The 16,572-nt window shown below is 63.1% G+C and carries 15 protein-coding genes; 14 read left to right on the forward strand and 1 reads right to left on the reverse strand.

Annotation, left to right across the window (positions count from 1 at the left end):
• The 10 genes from OEG82_RS03470 (at window position 1) to truB (ending at window position 10,814) form a co-directional block, all read left to right on the forward strand.
• On the forward strand, window positions 1-420 hold the full coding sequence (locus OEG82_RS03470; RefSeq protein ID WP_267611083.1) for a helix-turn-helix domain-containing protein: 420 nt from the start codon (window positions 1-3) through the stop codon (window positions 418-420).
• A 435-nt stretch (window positions 421-855) separates the two neighbouring features.
• Window positions 856-2,121: a methionine adenosyltransferase gene (metK, locus tag OEG82_RS03475; RefSeq protein ID WP_267611084.1), complete on the forward strand. Its 1,266-nt coding sequence runs from the start codon at window positions 856-858 to the stop codon at window positions 2,119-2,121.
• A gap of 67 nt (window positions 2,122-2,188) precedes the next feature.
• Window positions 2,189-2,893 carry a tRNA (guanosine(46)-N7)-methyltransferase TrmB gene (gene trmB, locus OEG82_RS03480; RefSeq protein WP_267614847.1) on the forward strand — a complete coding sequence of 235 codons (705 nt, stop codon included), beginning with the start codon at window positions 2,189-2,191 and terminating at the stop codon, window positions 2,891-2,893.
• A gap of 256 nt (window positions 2,894-3,149) precedes the next feature.
• Window positions 3,150-3,788 (forward strand): ribosome maturation factor RimP, encoded by a 639-nt coding sequence (gene rimP / locus OEG82_RS03485; protein ID WP_267611085.1) that lies wholly within the window; start codon window positions 3,150-3,152, stop codon window positions 3,786-3,788.
• A gap of 115 nt (window positions 3,789-3,903) precedes the next feature.
• Complete coding sequence (gene nusA / locus OEG82_RS03490; protein WP_267611086.1) at window positions 3,904-5,547, forward strand: transcription termination factor NusA; 1,644 nt, start codon at window positions 3,904-3,906, stop codon at window positions 5,545-5,547.
• A gap of 26 nt (window positions 5,548-5,573) precedes the next feature.
• Entirely contained in the window at window positions 5,574-6,200 is a 627-nt protein-coding gene (locus tag OEG82_RS03495; RefSeq protein ID WP_267611087.1) for an RNA-binding protein, read from the forward strand.
• 92 nt (window positions 6,201-6,292) lie between these two features.
• Entirely contained in the window at window positions 6,293-8,890 is a 2,598-nt protein-coding gene (gene infB / locus OEG82_RS03500) for a translation initiation factor IF-2 (RefSeq protein ID WP_267611088.1), read from the forward strand.
• 86 nt (window positions 8,891-8,976) lie between these two features.
• A complete protein-coding gene (gene rbfA / locus OEG82_RS03505; protein ID WP_267611089.1) occupies window positions 8,977-9,414 on the forward strand; it encodes a 30S ribosome-binding factor RbfA in 438 nt (145 codons plus the stop codon).
• Window position 9,415: 1 nt separating this feature from the next.
• Entirely contained in the window at window positions 9,416-9,877 is a 462-nt protein-coding gene (locus OEG82_RS03510) for a hypothetical protein (protein ID WP_267611090.1), read from the forward strand.
• A gap of 1 nt (window position 9,878) precedes the next feature.
• On the forward strand, window positions 9,879-10,814 hold the full coding sequence (truB, locus tag OEG82_RS03515; protein ID WP_267611091.1) for a tRNA pseudouridine(55) synthase TruB: 936 nt from the start codon (window positions 9,879-9,881) through the stop codon (window positions 10,812-10,814).
• A 49-nt stretch (window positions 10,815-10,863) separates the two neighbouring features.
• Here truB and OEG82_RS03520 read toward each other — a convergent pair whose 3' ends face one another.
• Window positions 10,864-11,574 (reverse strand): gamma-glutamylcyclotransferase, encoded by a 711-nt coding sequence (locus tag OEG82_RS03520; protein ID WP_267611092.1) that lies wholly within the window; start codon window positions 11,572-11,574, stop codon window positions 10,864-10,866.
• Between the two features lie 201 nt (window positions 11,575-11,775).
• On the opposite strand from OEG82_RS03520, the gene OEG82_RS03525 reads away from it, so the two are divergent.
• The 4 genes from OEG82_RS03525 to OEG82_RS03540 all read left to right on the forward strand — a co-directional run bounded on the left by OEG82_RS03525 (window position 11,776) and on the right by OEG82_RS03540 (window position 16,552).
• Entirely contained in the window at window positions 11,776-12,123 is a 348-nt protein-coding gene (locus OEG82_RS03525; RefSeq protein WP_267611093.1) for a hypothetical protein, read from the forward strand.
• A gap of 188 nt (window positions 12,124-12,311) precedes the next feature.
• Window positions 12,312-12,581: a 30S ribosomal protein S15 gene (gene rpsO / locus OEG82_RS03530; protein ID WP_267611094.1), complete on the forward strand. Its 270-nt coding sequence runs from the start codon at window positions 12,312-12,314 to the stop codon at window positions 12,579-12,581.
• A 336-nt stretch (window positions 12,582-12,917) separates the two neighbouring features.
• Complete coding sequence (gene pnp / locus OEG82_RS03535) at window positions 12,918-15,038, forward strand: polyribonucleotide nucleotidyltransferase (RefSeq protein WP_267611095.1); 2,121 nt, start codon at window positions 12,918-12,920, stop codon at window positions 15,036-15,038.
• A 161-nt stretch (window positions 15,039-15,199) separates the two neighbouring features.
• Window positions 15,200-16,552 carry a YihY family inner membrane protein gene (locus OEG82_RS03540; protein WP_267611096.1) on the forward strand — a complete coding sequence of 451 codons (1,353 nt, stop codon included), beginning with the start codon at window positions 15,200-15,202 and terminating at the stop codon, window positions 16,550-16,552.
• The last annotated feature ends 20 nt before the right edge of the window (window positions 16,553-16,572 follow it).

Here is a 16,572-nt window from a genome sequence, read left to right on the forward strand (position 1 = left end):
ATGATTGAAAACAAGAAGAAGCCCAACCCGATCGACATTCATGTCGGCAGCAGGGTCCGCTTGCGGCGTACCATGCTCGGCATGAGCCAGGAAAAGCTTGGCGAGGCGTTGGGAATCACATTTCAGCAGATCCAGAAATACGAGAAGGGCACCAATCGCGTTGGCGCCAGCCGGCTGCAGAACATCTCGACTGTCCTCAATGTGCCCGTCAGCTTTTTCTTCGAAGACGCACCTGGCGATCCGGCCACCGGACAGCAGGGCATGGCCGAAGCCAACAGTTCCAATTACGTGGTCGATTTCCTGTCGTCTTCCGAGGGCCTGCAGCTCAACCGCGCCTTCATCAAGATCCCCGACCCGAAGGTTCGGCGCAAGCTGGTCGATCTGGTCAAGTCGCTTGCCTCCGAGCCTGAAGTCGACTGATCCCTCCGCGTTTGGATGACATCATCCGAGCGCCGGAAGACCTGCATCATTTCATTGTCTCACGGCCTCCTTTCCGCATCTCGTTGATTGGCCGGTTCCGTGGACAGTCTGCGGTCTGGCGACAATGCCTGATCCGCGCAAGATGCCCCACGACCGCCGCGGCCGACCGGCACGGGACGAGCGATGATCCGCTTGCTGCATTTTAGGCGATTGCAGTTGCTCCTGTAGGCTCACCGCACCGGTCCTGATTTTGCAGCGCCACGTGTCGATTGCGACGCGTGGCGCTGCGCTTTTGCGGGGCCGTGCGGCTGCATTTTCGCTGCCTTCGGCCCAAGAGACCTAATCACATCAAGATATATTTATGTCATTCTGACCTTGTCAGGATTGTGTGTTGCCACTAAACAGGCTCAAAGATCTCAATCCGATGGAGTCACCATGGCCCGCAAGAACTATCTTTTCACCAGTGAATCGGTTTCAGAGGGCCATCCGGACAAGGTATGCGACCGGATTTCGGACGAGATCGTCGATCTGGTCTACCGGGAAGCCAAGAAGTCCGGCATGAGTCCCTGGGATGTGCGGGTTGCATGCGAGACGATGGCAACCACCAATCGCGTCGTCATTGCCGGTGAAGTGCGGGTCCCGCCGTCGCTGCTCAAGCAGGACAAGGAAGGCAACATCCTCACAAACGCCGCCGACTTCCCGATCATCAACCCCTCGAAGTTCAAGTCCGCCGCCCGCAAGGCGATCCGGGCCATCGGCTATGAGCAGGACGGCTTTCACTGGAAAACCGCCAAGATCGACGTGCTGCTGCACGGCCAGTCCGCGGACATCGCCCAGGGCGTCGACAATGCCGCCGACCAGCAGGGTTCCGAAGGCGCGGGCGACCAGGGCATCATGTTCGGCTATGCCTGCACCGAAACCCCGGACCTGATGCCGGCGCCGATCTATTATTCGCACAAGATCCTCGAGCTTCTCGCTGCCGCCCGCCACAAGGGTGAAAACGATGCCGGCAAGCTTGGCCCCGACGCCAAGAGCCAGATCACCGTGCGCTACATCGACGGCAAGGCCGCAGAAGTCACCTCCATCGTGCTGTCGACGCAGCATCTCGACCCGAGCTGGGATTCGGCCAAGGTCCGCAAGGTTGTCGAACCCTACATCCTGGAAGCCTTCGGCGACCTGCCGATTGCCGAGGATTGCGCCTGGCATATCAACCCGACCGGAAAATTCGTCATTGGCGGACCTGACGGCGATGCCGGACTGACCGGCCGCAAGATCATCGTCGACACCTATGGCGGTGCGGCGCCCCATGGCGGCGGTGCATTCTCCGGCAAGGACACCACCAAGGTGGACCGGTCCGCAGCCTATGCGTCGCGCTATCTGGCCAAGAACATCGTTGCCGCCGGCTTTGCCGAGCGTTGCACCATCCAGCTTGCCTATGCCATCGGCGTGGCCCAGCCCGTTTCGGTCCATGTCGACATGCATGGCACCGGCAAGGTCTCCGAGGAGCGGCTGGAAGCGGTTGTGCGCGAAGTCATGGACCTGACCCCGCGCGGCATCCGCCTGCACCTGGACCTCAACAAGCCGATCTATGGCCGCACCGCAGCCTATGGCCATTTTGGCCGCAAGGCCGGCCGCGACGGCTCGTTCTCCTGGGAAAAGCTGGATCTGGTGAAGCCGCTCAAGGAAGCCCTCAAGGGCTGAAGCTTCGGATCCGGTCGGGTTTGCGAATGATGGTGAGGCAGACCTGATGCCGAAGACAGACATGGCGATGACCAATCCGCCGCGGCGCACGCGTGCAACCGAAGCCTTTTTCGGTCGCCGCAGCGGCAAGACCCTCAAGACCCAGCAGGTCGCGGTGCTCTCGGACGTGCTGCCGGCGCTGAAGCTCGATCTGTCGGGCCCGGCGCCGCAGCCGCTGGCCGCACTCTGGCCACAGCCGGTCACCGAAATCCGGCTTGAGATCGGCTTCGGCGGCGGCGAACATTTGCTGCACCAGGCACGGCAGGCGCCCGGCACCGGCTTCATCGGCGTCGAGCCCTTCATCAATTCCATGGCCAAGATGCTGGCGGTGCTTGATGCCGAGGGCCTTAACAATATCCGCGTTCATGATGACGACGCCACCCAGGTGCTCGACTGGCTGCCCGACGGCTGTCTTGACCGGATCGACCTGCTCTATCCCGATCCCTGGCACAAGAAGAAACACTGGAAGCGCCGCTTTGTTTCTCAGGTCAATCTCGACCGTTTCGCCAGGGTGCTCAAGCCCGGTGGTCGGTTCGGCTTTGCCTCCGACATCGAGACCTATGTCAACTGGACGCTCGCCCATATCGAGGCGCATCCGGATTTCGCCTGGACCGCAAGGACGGCCGCCGACTGGCGCGGGCCCTGGCCGCAATGGCCCGGCACCCGCTACGAGGCCAAGGCCATCCGCGAAGGCCGCACGCCGTGCTATCTCGAATTCGAACGCCGCGCCTGAGGCCATTATCAGAACAGTCAGACCCCGGATGCAGATCGTGGTCGTGGCCGGATATACATCAAATCCGGCGCGAAAACCCGGGGCCGGCGGCCTGTATTGGGGAATGCCCTTGCTCGCAGCTTCAAAACAGACTATATACCGTTCAAATTCTTGATCGTACTGAGCAAGGGTGGGCCCGCAAGGACCCGCTCTTTTTTGTTGCCCCGCTCCCGTTGGGCCAGACGGTCAGACGCACAAACAGCCAGGACCGGACCCTATGACAGAAGACACCGCAATGCCGAACGATCAAAGACTGGTCACCGAGACCGGCGTTGACGCGCGCATTGCAGAGATCGTCGAACCGGTGATCGAGTCGCTCGACATGCGGCTCGTGCGGGTGCGTCTGTCGGGCCAGAACGGCCATACCCTGCAGATCATGGCCGAGCGCCTCGACGGCACGATGAATGTCGAGGACTGCGAGGCGGTGTCCCGTGCGATTTCGCCTGTGCTGGATGTAGAGGATCCGGTGGAAAAGGCGTATCATCTGGAAATCTCGTCGCCGGGCATCGACCGCCCGCTGGTTCGCCGGTCCGATTTCCTGCGCTGGGAAGGCCATCTTGCCCGTTGTGACACCTCGGTGCTGGTCAATGGCCGCAAGCGCTTCCGCGGTTTCATTCGCGATGTTACCGAAACCGGGTTTTCGATCGAGCGTGACCAGCCGGCCTATGGCGAGGACAATCTCGCGGTCATCCCGTTCTCGGCGCTTGCCGAAGCCAAGCTGGTGCTGACCGACGACCTGATCCGCGAATCGCTTCGCGCCGACAAGCTCGCAAAGGCCGCGCTCGCGGCTGAAGAGGCTGATGCCGGGGACACCCCGGACGTCCCTGAAGGCTCGCAGGCAGGGACCCCGGACTGAGCCGGGTTCGAGACGAGTTGAATGGCGCCTGCTTGCGGCGCAGTTGATCCGGTCCGCTTGACGGACCCAAACCAGACAAGACCTGCCGATTGCAGGTCGATACATGGAGACAGACATGGCAGTCAGTGCAAACAGGCTTGAGCTTCTTCAGATCGCTGACGCGGTCGCACGCGAGAAGTCCATTGACCGCGAGATCGTGATCGAAGCCATGGCCGATGCCATCCAAAAGGCGGCGCGCTCGCGCTACGGCTCTGAATCCAACATCCGCGCCGACATCAACGCCAAGACCGGCGAGATCCGCCTCCAGCGCCTGCTCGAGGTCGTCGATCACGCTGAAGATTATTCCCTGCAGATTCCGCTGGCTTTGGCCCGCGACCGCAATCCTGATGCGCAGCTTGGCGATTTCATTGCCGATCCGCTGCCGCCGATGGATTTCGGACGCATCGCCGCCCAGTCGGCCAAGCAGGTCATCGTGCAGAAGGTGCGCGAAGCCGAGCGTGACCGCCAGTTCGACGAATTCAAGGACCGCATTGGCGAGATCGTCAACGGCACCGTCAAGCGCGTCGAATACGGCAATGTCATTGTCGATCTCGGCCGCGGCGAAGGCATCGTCCGGCGCGACGAGACCATTCCGCGCGAGGCTTTCCGCTATGGCGACCGGGTTCGCGCCTATGTCTACGATGTCCGCCGCGAACAGCGCGGCCCGCAGATTTTCCTCTCCCGCACCCATCCGCAGTTCATGGTTCGCCTGTTCCAGATGGAAGTGCCGGAAATCTATGACGGCATCATTGAGATCCGCTCGGTTGCCCGCGATCCCGGCAGCCGCGCCAAGATCGCCGTGATCTCCAATGATTCCTCCATCGACCCGGTCGGCGCCTGCGTCGGCATGCGCGGCAGCCGCGTTCAGGCTGTTGTCGGCGAATTGCAGGGCGAGAAGATCGATATCATTCCATGGTCGCCGTCGCCGGCCACCTTCATTGTCAACGCCTTGCAGCCGGCCGAAGTCTCCAAGGTCGTGCTCGACGAGGATGCCGAGCGCATCGAGGTCGTCGTGCCCGACGAGCAGCTGTCTCTGGCCATCGGCCGTCGCGGCCAGAACGTGCGTCTCGCCTCGCAGCTGACCGGCTGGGACATCGACATCCTCACCGAGGAAGAAGAAAGCCAGCGCCGCCAGAAGGAATTCAGCGAGCGCACGCAGCTGTTCATGGAAGCCCTTGATGTCGACGAGATGGTCGGCCAGGTGCTGGCATCGGAAGGCTTCAGCCAGGTCGAGGAAGTTGCCTATGTCGATCTCGGCGAAATCACCGCGATCGAGGGCTTTGACGAAGACACCGCCAACGAGCTTCAGACCCGCGCCAAGGAATATCTCGACAGGCTTGAAGCCGAGCTCGACAGCAAGCGCAAGGAACTCGGCGTCGAGGACGAGCTGCGCTCGATCCCCGGCATGACCACGCAGATGATGGTGGCGCTCGGTGGCGACGGCATCAAGTCCGTTGAGGACTTCGCCGGTTGCGCCGTCGATGACCTGACCGGCTGGTCGGAACGCAAGGACGGCGAGACCAAGCGTTTTGACGGCCTGTTCAAGGGCCTCGACGTCACCCGCCCCGAAGCGGAATCGATGATCCTTTCGGCCCGTCTGGCCGTTGGCTGGATCACCGAGGACGAAGTGGTGATGCAGGAAGTCGACGAAGACGCCGAAGCCGAAGCCGGCGAGGCTGAAGCAGCGACGGAAACAGAAGCAGGCGGCGAAGAGGCCTGAGGCCGAACGTCGCCGGAGGCTTTGCGGTGAAGGTCAGGATCGAGCCCGTGAACGACCGAATGTGCATTGTCACCCGGGAACGGGGTCAGCCTGACGGGCTGATTCGGTTTGTTGCCGGTCCCGACGGATCCGTCGTGCCGGATTTGCGCCTGGGGCTTCCCGGGCGCGGCTGCTGGGTGACGGCGGAACGGGCCGTGGTGGACCTGGCGGTCAAGCGCAAGCTTTTCGGGCGGGCGCTGAAGACCGAAGTGAACACCGACCCCGATCTGGGTGGTGTCGTGGAGAGGTTGCTCTGTGGCAGCCTTTTTGGGATGATGAACCTGGCCCGGAAATCAGGTCAGTTCATCACCGGATCGGGCAAGGTCGAAGACGCGATACGATCCGGCGGCGCGGTGGCGCTGATGCATGCCACGGATGCTGCCGATGACGGCGTGCGCAAATTGCGCCAGGCCAATACGGCCCGGGCGATGGGTGTGAAAGAGGCGGAAATTCCCGTCTTTCGGCTGTTTTCAGCCGATGAATTGACGCTTGCCTTGGGCGACGGCGCTTTTATCCATGCCGCAGCGCTTGCAGGGCAGGCCGGAGAGGGTGTAGTGAAGCGCGCAAAGATGCTTGCGCGCTACAGAAACGGTCCCGCGACGGGACTGGACTGAAAACGGGCTACCGGGCGCCATGCCCGGATGCAATCGATCAAGAAGCCGACGCGCATGTGCGCGATGCGGTTTCCCGCGGAAACGGATACGGAATGAGCGACAGCAACGACGACAAGACGATCAGTGTTACCGGCAAGAAGACCTTCTCGCTGAAACGCCCCGCTATCGAGCAGGGGATGGTTCGCCAGGAGATGGGCCGTGGCCGCACCAAGTCAGTGGTGGTGGAAACGCGCAAGCGCCGCGTGACCCGCCCTGAAGACGAGAATCCGGTGCCGCCCGTAACCTTCAAGCCGCGCCCTGCGCCGGTGACGGAAAAGCCGGTGGTCACAGTCGTGCCGCCGCCACCGCCACGCGCACCTGCGACACCGCCACGCGGCGCCGTTCTCAACCAGCTTTCGGCTGGTGAGGTCGAGGCCCGCCGTCGCGCCTTGCAGGACAGCCGCGTCCGCGACATCGAGGAGCGCAAGCGCGCCGAGGCCGACGCCATCCGTCGTGCCGAGGAAGAGGCGCGCCAGGCTGCCGCCGATGCCGAGGCCGCCCGCCTCAAGGCCATCGAGGACGCTGCAGCGGCCAAGGAAGCCGCCGAGCAGGCCAAGATCGAAGCCGCATCGCCAACGCCCAGCGCGCCGCCTGCTGAGGCAGCCCCCGTTGCCGTGCCGGTTGATGACGCCGCACGCGGACGCCGTCGCGACAACGAAAGCGAAGCACCGGCACGCACCGGCGGTCCGGCACGTCCGGGCGCCAAGGTCACGCGTCCCGAAACAGCCAAGCCGACCCGGCCCAAGGCCGAGGAAGACCGCCGCCGCGGCAAGCTGACGCTGACAGCCGCGCTCAACGACGACGGCAATTCCCGTGGCCGTTCGCTGTCGGCGATGCGTCGCCGCCAGGAAAAGATGCGCCGGTCCTCGATGCAGGAGCCGCGTGAAAAGGTCATGCGCGAAGTGCAGCTGCCCGAGACCATCACCATTCAGGAACTGTCGCAGCGCATGGCCGAACGGTCGGTCGATGTGATCAAGTTCCTGATGAAGGAAGGCCAGATGATGAAGCCGGGCGACATCATCGATGCCGACCTTGCCGAACTGATTGCCAGCGAATTCGGCCACACCGTCAAGCGCGTGTCCGAATCCGACGTCGAACTCGGCATCTTCAATGTTGCCGACGAGGGCGGCGAACTGGTTTCGCGGCCTCCGGTGGTCACCATCATGGGCCATGTCGACCACGGCAAGACCTCGCTGCTCGACGCCATCCGCGACGCCAATGTCGTCTCCGGCGAGGCCGGCGGGATCACCCAGCATATCGGTGCCTACCAGGTCGAGAAGAACGGCAAGCTGATCACCTTCATCGACACCCCGGGCCATGCGGCGTTTACCGCCATGCGTGCCCGCGGCGCCCAGGCAACCGACATCGCCATCCTTGTGGTGGCGGCCGACGATTCGGTGATGCCGCAGACCGTTGAATCGATCAACCACGCCAAGGCGGCCGGTGTGCCGATCATCGTGGCGATCAACAAGATCGACAAGCCCTCTGCCGATCCGCAGAAGGTCCGTACCGGTCTTCTGCAGCATGAAGTCTTTGTCGAAAGCATGGGCGGCGAGGTCCTTGACGTCGAGGTCTCGGCCATCAAGCACACCAATCTCGACAAGCTGCTCGACGCCATCCTGCTGCAGGCCGAACTGCTCGACCTCAAGGCCAATCCGACGCGCACCGCTGAAGGTGTCGTGGTCGAGGCCAAGCTCGATCGCGGCCGCGGTTCGGTGGCCACCGTTCTGGTGCAGACCGGAACGCTGCGTCCGGGCGACATCCTCGTGGCCGGCGACCAGTGGGGCCGTGTGCGCGCCCTGGTCAATGACCGCGGTGAACAGGTTAAGGAAGCCGGTCCGGCATTCCCGGTCGAAATCCTCGGCATCCAGGGCACGCCGCAGGCCGGCGATCGCTTTGCGGTGGTCGAGAATGAAGGCCGTGCCCGCGAAATCGCCGAATACCGCCAGCGGCTTGCCCGCGACAAGGCGGCGGCGCGCCAGAGCGGAACACGCGGTTCCCTCGAGCAGATGATGACCCAGCTGCAGGATACCGGCAGCCAGGAATTCCCGCTGCTCATCAAGGGCGACGTGCAGGGCTCCATCGAGGCGATCGCCGGTGCGATCGACAAGCTGGGAACCGACGAAGTCCGGGCCCGCATCATCCATTCGGGTGCCGGCGGCATCACCGAATCCGACATCTCGCTGGCCGAGGCCTCGGGCGCTGCCATCATCGGCTTCAACGTCCGTGCCAACAAGCAGGCCCGTGACGCGGCTGAACGCGATGGCGTCGAGATCCGCTATTACAACATCATCTACGATCTGGTTGATGACGTGAAGGCGGCGATGTCGGGCATGCTCTCGCCGGAACGTCGCGAGACCTTCCTCGGCAATGCCGAGATCCTCGAGGTGTTCAACATCACCAAGGTCGGCAAGGTTGCCGGTTGCCGCGTCACCGAAGGCAAGGTTGAACGGGGTTCGGGCGTCCGCCTGATCCGCGACAACGTTGTCATTCACGAAGGCAAGCTCAAGACCCTCAAGCGCTTCAAGGACGAAGTGGCCGAGGTTCACGGCGGCCAGGAATGCGGCATGGCCTTTGAAAATTACGAAGACATTCGTGCCGGCGACGTTATCGAGTGCTTCCGCGTCGAGCACATCACGCGCACGCTTTGATCGGGTCACTGCCCGGCGCCTGAGGCGCCGGGCAGGTCTCTGGTCTTGCGCCCGGGCCCATGGCCCGCAAATTCGGTTGGAATCCCATGACCAAGCCATCTTCCTCGGCTCCTTCCCAGCGCATGTTGCGCGTGGGCGAACAGGTCCGTGTCGCCATTACCCAGGTGCTGCAGCGCGGTGATGTCCGAGATCCGCTGATCGAATCCTCGGTGATCTCGGTCTCCGAAGTGCGCATGTCGCCGGATCTGAAGGTCGCCACCGCCTATGTCACGCCGCTGGGGCAAAAGGATCACACCGCCATCATCGCGGCGCTCAACAAGCATGCCCGCTATCTGCGCGGCCGTGTGTCGCCGATGATCCGGCAGCTCAAATACATGCCGGAACTTCGCTTTCGCGATGACACCAGCTTCGACAATTACGCAAAGATCGACGCGCTGCTGCGCTCGCCCGAGGTCGCCCGCGACCTGGGCCATGACGATGCCGACGAAAATGACAACAACAACAACAAAGACGGTGGAAACTAAGATGGCGACGCTCGTGACACCGGAAAAGATTGAGGCCATGTCCACCGAAGACCGGACAACGCTTTATGCGAACTGCATGCGCACGGTTAACAACGAAGACGCCATTTCGATTGTCGAAATGATCGTCGCCAGCGACTTGCCCTACGCCCGCAAGAAGGAAATCTCCCACGCCGATCCGGAAATGCGCATGATCGAGCTGATCGTCAATGCGCCGGCCAATGATGCGGCCATCGTCGAGGCGGCGCTTGCCGGCAAGCCGCCGCTGGCAGCCATCGAGCACCTGATCGCCAAGAAACTGAAGACCCAGTACAACAACCAGAACGGCACGGTCACGGCCGCCGGCTTCCTCATCGCCAAGAAGCTCTACGCGCTCGACTTCGAGAAGGGTCCGATGCAGCCGATGCCGGAAGGCACCATCGCCAGATCCGGCGCCACCTTCCGCAAGAAGCCGGGATACGCCTGATATGGGCCGCCGCGGCAAGAAAAAGGGCCGGCCCATCTCGGGCTGGCTGGTTCTCGACAAGCCGTGGGATTTCGGATCCACCGAGGCTGTCTCCAAGATCAAATGGCTGTTCAAGGCCGAAAAGGCGGGCCACGCCGGCACGCTCGATCCCCTTGCATCGGGCATGTTGCCGATCGCGCTCGGCGACGCCACCAAGACCGTTCCCTATGTCATGGATGGCCGCAAGGTGTATGAATTCACCGTCGCCTGGGGCGAGGAGCGCAACACCGACGATCTCGAGGGCATGGTCACGGCCAGTTCCGAGAGCCGGCCTGACCGGGCGGCCATCGAGGCGCTGTTGCCGGCCTATACCGGCGTGATCGAACAGGTGCCGCCCGCCTTTTCCGCCGTCAAGATTGCCGGTGAACGCGCTTACGACATGGCCCGCGGTGGCGAAGTGGTGGTAATTCCGCCCCGCGAAGTGGAAATCCACCGGATCACGCTGCTGGGCTGTCCCGACCCCGATCATGCGGTGTTCGAGGTCGAATGCGGCAAGGGCACCTATGTCCGGGCGCTGGCGCGCGATTTCGGCCGCGAACTGGGCTGCTATGGCCACATCTCGGCGCTGCGCCGGACGCTGGTGGCGCCGTTCGCCGAAGCCGCCATGGTCCCGCTTGCCGATCTGATCGCACTCGAAGAGATCGAGGACGAGGCCGATCGGCTGGCCGGGCTCGACGCCTATCTGGTTCCAGCAGGCGAGGCGCTCGGCATGCTGCCGCGCATCGATGTCAGTGATGACCAGGCCCACCGCATCCGCATGGGCAATCCGATCATTCTCAGGGGCCGTGACGCGCCCGTGGCCACTGACGATGCCTGCGCCTTCGTGCGCGGCGCATTGCTTGCCATCGGTGACGTTGCCGAAGGCGAATTCCGGCCCCGGCGGGTGTTCAAGGGCTGAGCCCAGGTCCGGCGCCGGGCGGCTGGCTCAGCTGAACACCGGCCCGCAATTACCCTGAAAACCCGTGATTGGCTTCGATCTGCTCCGCCACCAGCGCCTGCAGCCGCCACAATTTGCGGTCGTGAATGCCGAGGCTTTCGAGCATCGTGACGGTTGAAAACAGATAATCCGCCATTGAGCCGCGAAACCCGCAAGCCGTGGCCAGCACCGCGGCGGTCTCCGTTTCGGAGAGCCCGGCGGCATAGCGTTGATTGTTGCGGTCCATGGCAAATGTCAGCGCCCTGAGCGGCCCCTGTTCGGTGTCGACCTTGATCCAGCGCCAGGGAAAGGCCGAGGGCAACTGGCTCAATTCGCGGCGGATCAGCCGGTGCAGCTCCGCCTCCAGCCCCGCGCGCGGCAGACGATAGACCATGCCCTTGCACTGGCCGCCGCGATCGAGCGCCATCATCAGGCCGGGATGGTCATGGCTGCCGCGATAGCGGTAGTCCGGCCCGAGGCAGAAGCTGCGGCGCCAGCCGATGGCGGTCGCAAGCCGTTTCTCCTCAAAGGCGGTTTCCGGGTTCCAGATCAGCGAACCATAGCCGAACAGCCAGAAGTCGCCCTGAGGACGACTCGCCATCATGCCGTCGACGGCCTCGGCGAAATCCGCCTCGGTCGCGGCGCGAAAGCCGGGAAGAAGCTTCGGGCCGGGGTCCTGGATGTCGCGATGGACAAGATCGACATGACGCCGGCTCAGCCGCATTTTCCTTGTTTCGGCCATGGGGGCGGGGTCCTCTTCACGTTTTCGGGCATCCGGCAGGTCCATGCCGGGCATGGCCCGTTTCATGCCACCCCGGAGAACAAAACGGAAGTGTTCTCTGGATGGCGGCCGCGGATCCACCTGAGGGGCAGGTGCCAAATCCCCGGTGGCTTGTCTGCGACAGCGCCTTGCGCCAGACTGTCATGAAAAGGGGGAAGGACAGTGTCAGATATCAAGATTGCCATCGCTGTTGCTGTTCTGGCCGTGGCCGGCGCGACAGCCATGCCCGCCCGGGCGCAGACGCCGGGCTATGACGGCAGCGGCTGCGGGTGGTACATCATCCTGGGCTGTTCGAAGAGCCAGTCGGACGCCAGGCGGATCCTCGGCCGTCTCGGCGGGCCGATGGTCGGCGGCGGCGCCGGTTCGCAGGTGCTCGACACCTCGGATGTCGGCGGCTTCCGCGACGGCTTTTACTGCGTTGCCGACGGGCCCTATGTCTCGCGGGACTCGGCTGAATCGGTCGCCTGGAAAGAGGCGGTGCGCGACGCTTACGTCAAGCGCGGCTGCTGAAGGCGCGCCAAAGCCGCAGCCACGCTGGCGCGCCGGGGTGGCGTCCGGCACATTTCCCTTTCAATTCGGCGGGAATTGGCCTATAGCCCAGCCGTTATCGCCGGTCCTGCCGGCATGACGTTCGAGGCCCCTGCTGGACGACATCCCGGCAGCGGGCGCCATATTCATCCAGATTGAAAGGATTTGAGATGTCGATTACTGCTGAGCGCAAGGCTGCGCTGATTGAAGAATACGCCACGAAGCCAGGCGACACCGGTTCCCCGGAAGTCCAGGTTGCCATTCTGACCGAGCGGATCAACAATCTGACCGGTCACTTCAAGGAAAACAAGAAGGACAACCACTCACGGCGCGGGCTGTTGACGATGGTGTCCACGCGTCGGTCCCTGCTTGATTATGTCAAGCGCAAGGAAGAAGCGCGTTACACGTCGCTGATCTCCCGTCTGGGCATCCGCCGCTAAACTGCTTTCCGGCGGGCGGCGCCCTGCGCACCGTCCGCCGAAGCCATTCACCGGTTCCCACCCCAACCAACCCGGGAGCCGTGGCGCAGCGGCGCGCGCCGTCAGGCCGCAAGGCCGGGAAAATCGCGCCGAAACCGTTCTGCTCTCCGGACACTCCGGATCAGAACACTCAAAATAGCCTGTCATGGGGCAGGATTGCCGGATGCTTTCGCCGTTGACGACAACGGTTCCTCAAAGCCTCCGGCTGTCTTGCCCGAGATGCGCTCAAACAACGGGACAGTGAAGCGCGCGGCCGAAAGTTGCCACGCCCACATGCCCGCATACGAAGGACAAGACATGTTCGATACCCACAAGGTCGAGATTGAATGGGGCGGTCGTCCGCTCACACTGGAAACCGGCAAGGTTGCCCGTCAGGCTGATGGCGCCGTCATCGCCTCCTACGGCGAAACCGTCGTGCTCGCCACCGTCGTTTCGGCGAAGTCGCCCAAGCCCGGCCAGGATTTCTTTCCGCTGACCGTCAACTACCAGGAAAAGACCTACGCAGCCGGCAAGATCCCCGGCGGCTATTTCAAGCGCGAAGGCCGCCCGAGCGAAAACGAGACGCTGACATCGCGCCTTATCGACCGTCCGCTGCGCCCGCTGTTCCCCGAGGGCTACAAGAACGACACGCAGATCATCATCACCGTTCTGCAGCATGACCTCGAAAACAACCCGGATATCCTGGCGCTCGTCGCAGCTTCCGCTGCACTGACCATTTCCGGCATCCCGTTCATGGGCCCGATTGCCGGCGCCCGCGTCGGTTACATCGGTGGCGACTATGTGCTCAACCCGCATGTCGACGAAATGCCCGAATCGGATCTCGATCTGATCGTTGCCGGCACCTCCGACGCGGTTCTGATGGTCGAATCGGAAGCCAAGGAACTCGGCGAAGACGTCATGCTCGGCGCCGTCATGTTCGGCCACAAGGCCATGCAGCCGGTCGTCGACGCGATCATCAAGCTGGCTGAAGCCGCTGCCAAGGAGCCGCGCGACTTCTCTGTTCCTGACAATTCGGCGCTCGAAACCGAAATGCTCGCCATGTGCGAAGCCGATCTGCGCGACGCCTACAAGAACACCGACAAGACCGCCCGCTACAATGCGCTCGACGCGGTCAAGGCCAAGGTCAAGGAACACTTCGCTCCGGCCGAGGGCGAAGAGCCGCGCTTCAGCAATGAAGTCATCGGCGCCGTCTTCAAGACGCTGCAGGCCAAGGTCGTTCGCGGCGCCATCATCGAGACCAAGAGCCGCATCGACGGCCGCGATCTCTCGACCGTGCGTCCGATCGTCTCCGAAGTCGGCCTGCTGCCGCGCACCCACGGTTCGGCGCTGTTCACACGCGGCGAAACCCAGGCGATCGTTGTCGCCACGCTGGGCACCGGCGAAGACGAGCAGTATGTCGACAGCCTGACGGGGACCAAGAAGGCCACCTTCATGCTGCACTACAACTTCCCGCCTTACTCGGTTGGTGAAACCGGCCGCACCGGTTCGCCCGGCCGCCGCGAAATCGGCCACGGCAAGCTCGCATGGCGCGCCATCCACCCGATGATGCCGTCGGCTGACCAGTTCCCCTACACGCTGCGCGTTGTCTCGGAAATCACCGAGTCCAACGGCTCATCCTCGATGGCCACGGTCTGCGGCACATCACTGGCGCTGATGGATGCAGGTGTGCCTCTGGCCAAGCCTGTCGCCGGTATCGCCATGGGCCTGATCAAGGAAGACAAGGATTTTGCAGTCCTGTCCGACATCCTGGGTGACGAAGATCACCTCGGCGACATGGACTTCAAGGTTGCCGGCACCACCGATGGCATCACCGCCCTGCAGATGGACATCAAGATCGATGGCATCACCGAGGAAATCATGCAGATCGCGCTTGGCCAGGCCAAGGACGGCCGTCTGCACATCCTCACCGAGATGGGCAACGCCATTGCCGAAAGCCGTGGCCAGCTGGGCGAATTCGCTCCGCGCATCGAAGTGATGAACATCCCGGTCGACAAGATCCGTGACGTCATCGGTACGGGCGGCAAGATCATCCGCGAAATCGTCGAGAAGACCGGCGCCAAGATCAACATCGACGACGATGGCACCATCAAGATCGCTTCGTCCTCGGGCAAGGAAATCGAGGCCGCCAAGAAGTGGATCCACTCGATCGTCGCCGAGCCTGAAGTTGGCGTGATCTATGAAGGCACCGTCGTCAAGGTTGCTGATTTCGGCGCCTTCGTGAACTTCTTCGGTCCCAAGGACGGCCTGGTCCACATCTCGCAGCTCGCTGCCGAGCGTGTCGCCAAGACATCCGACGTGGTCAAGGAAGGCCAGAAGGTCTGGGTCAAGCTGCTCGGCTTCGACGAGCGCGGCAAGGTCCGCCTGTCGATGAAGGTCGTCGACCAGGAAACCGGCAAGGAAGTCGAAGCCGGCGAATAAGCCGCAGCGACATCCTTCCAGGGCGGCACGCCGCCCCGGTCCAAAAATCGAAACCCCCGGATTGCACAATCCGGGGGTTTTTGCGTTGAGGACAGGGAGCATGAAAAATCTTGCCGATAATCAGGCCTATCTGTTGAAACATGAAGACGGTAAAAGACTGCATGAGCAAATGGCACACCCTCACCATCAGCCCGATCCTGAAGAACATCGGGCACTTCACCGTGTTCGCGGTCCGGCGCTTCTACAACGAGCGGATGAGCAGCGCGGCGGCGTCGCTGACCTATTCGACCCTGCTGGCGCTGGTGCCGATGCTGGTCATCGCCTTTGCCATCCTGTCGAGCTTTCCGGCCTTCGATGCGGTCAAGGAGCGGATGCAGGCTCTGTTCTTTGCCGCCGTGGTGCCGGAGGCCGGCGCCGCCATCACCGAATATCTGTCCAATTTCACCCAGAGCGCCAACAATCTCACGGCCGTCGGGGTGGTGGCGCTGGCGGTTACCGCACTTTTGCTGCTCTCCACGATCGAGGACACGCTCAACCGCATCTGGCATGTCGAGCGGCCGCGGCCGATTTTCGTCCGTTTCCTGATCTTCTGGGCGATCCTGACCATGGGGCCGCTGGTCTTCGGCGCCAGCTTCACCCTGACCTCGGATATCGCCGCCATCGCCCGCCGCTCCGGTTTCTTTGATCTGGGCGGTGCGGTCGACGAGGTGCTGCTCGAGGGATGGTCGACCCTGAGCAACCTGTTGAGCCTGGCGATCAAGATCTGCGGCTTCACCGCCCTGTTCGTGCTGGTTCCCGCCCGTCGCGTCCGGCTGCGCCATGCCGCCATTGGCGCGACCTTCGCCGCCGTAGCGCTGGAGATCCTGTCCTGGGGCTTCAATTCCTTTCTCACTTCCGGCTCGAGCTACGAAACCATCTATGGCGCTGTCGCCGCCGTCCCCGTCTTCCTGGTCTGGATCTATGCATCCTGGACGGTGATCATTCTGGGCGCGGTGGTGGCAGCGGCCATTCCCGACTGGAGACTGGCCCGGGCCGCGGTTCTCAGCGTGCATCTCAAGGCCCCGGGCAAGCTGACCATCGCCATCGCGCTTCTGGCAAAGCTCTACCAGCAGGCGCAGATCGGCGGAGCCGTCGCCGAGGAGGAACTGGTCGAGACGATTCCGATCGAGGCGCGCGACGAGATCTACAACATCCTTCAGGCCTCGGGTTATGTGCTGCAGACCGAGGACAGCAGCGTGGTGCTTGCCCGCGACCTGCACACCACGACGGTGTTCGAACTGGCCACCGAAATGGAGCTGGCCCTGGGCATCGCCACCGATCACAAGGCGGAGACGGGCCTTGAGGCCATCGACGGGCTGGACGAGGAGACCGCCGCGATCCATCGCCTGCTCACCGAACTCTCCGACGCCGAGTCGCGGATCCTGGGCTGCCCCATCGTCGATGTGATCGCCAACCGGTGCGACGAGACCCGGATGACCGGCAAGGACGCGACCGCGCGGGTGCGCAGTGCCTGATCGCTTGCCGCATCAGGGCG

The sequence above is a fragment of the Hoeflea ulvae genome (assembly GCF_026619435.1).
GTDB lineage: Bacteria > Pseudomonadota > Alphaproteobacteria > Rhizobiales > Rhizobiaceae > Hoeflea > Hoeflea ulvae.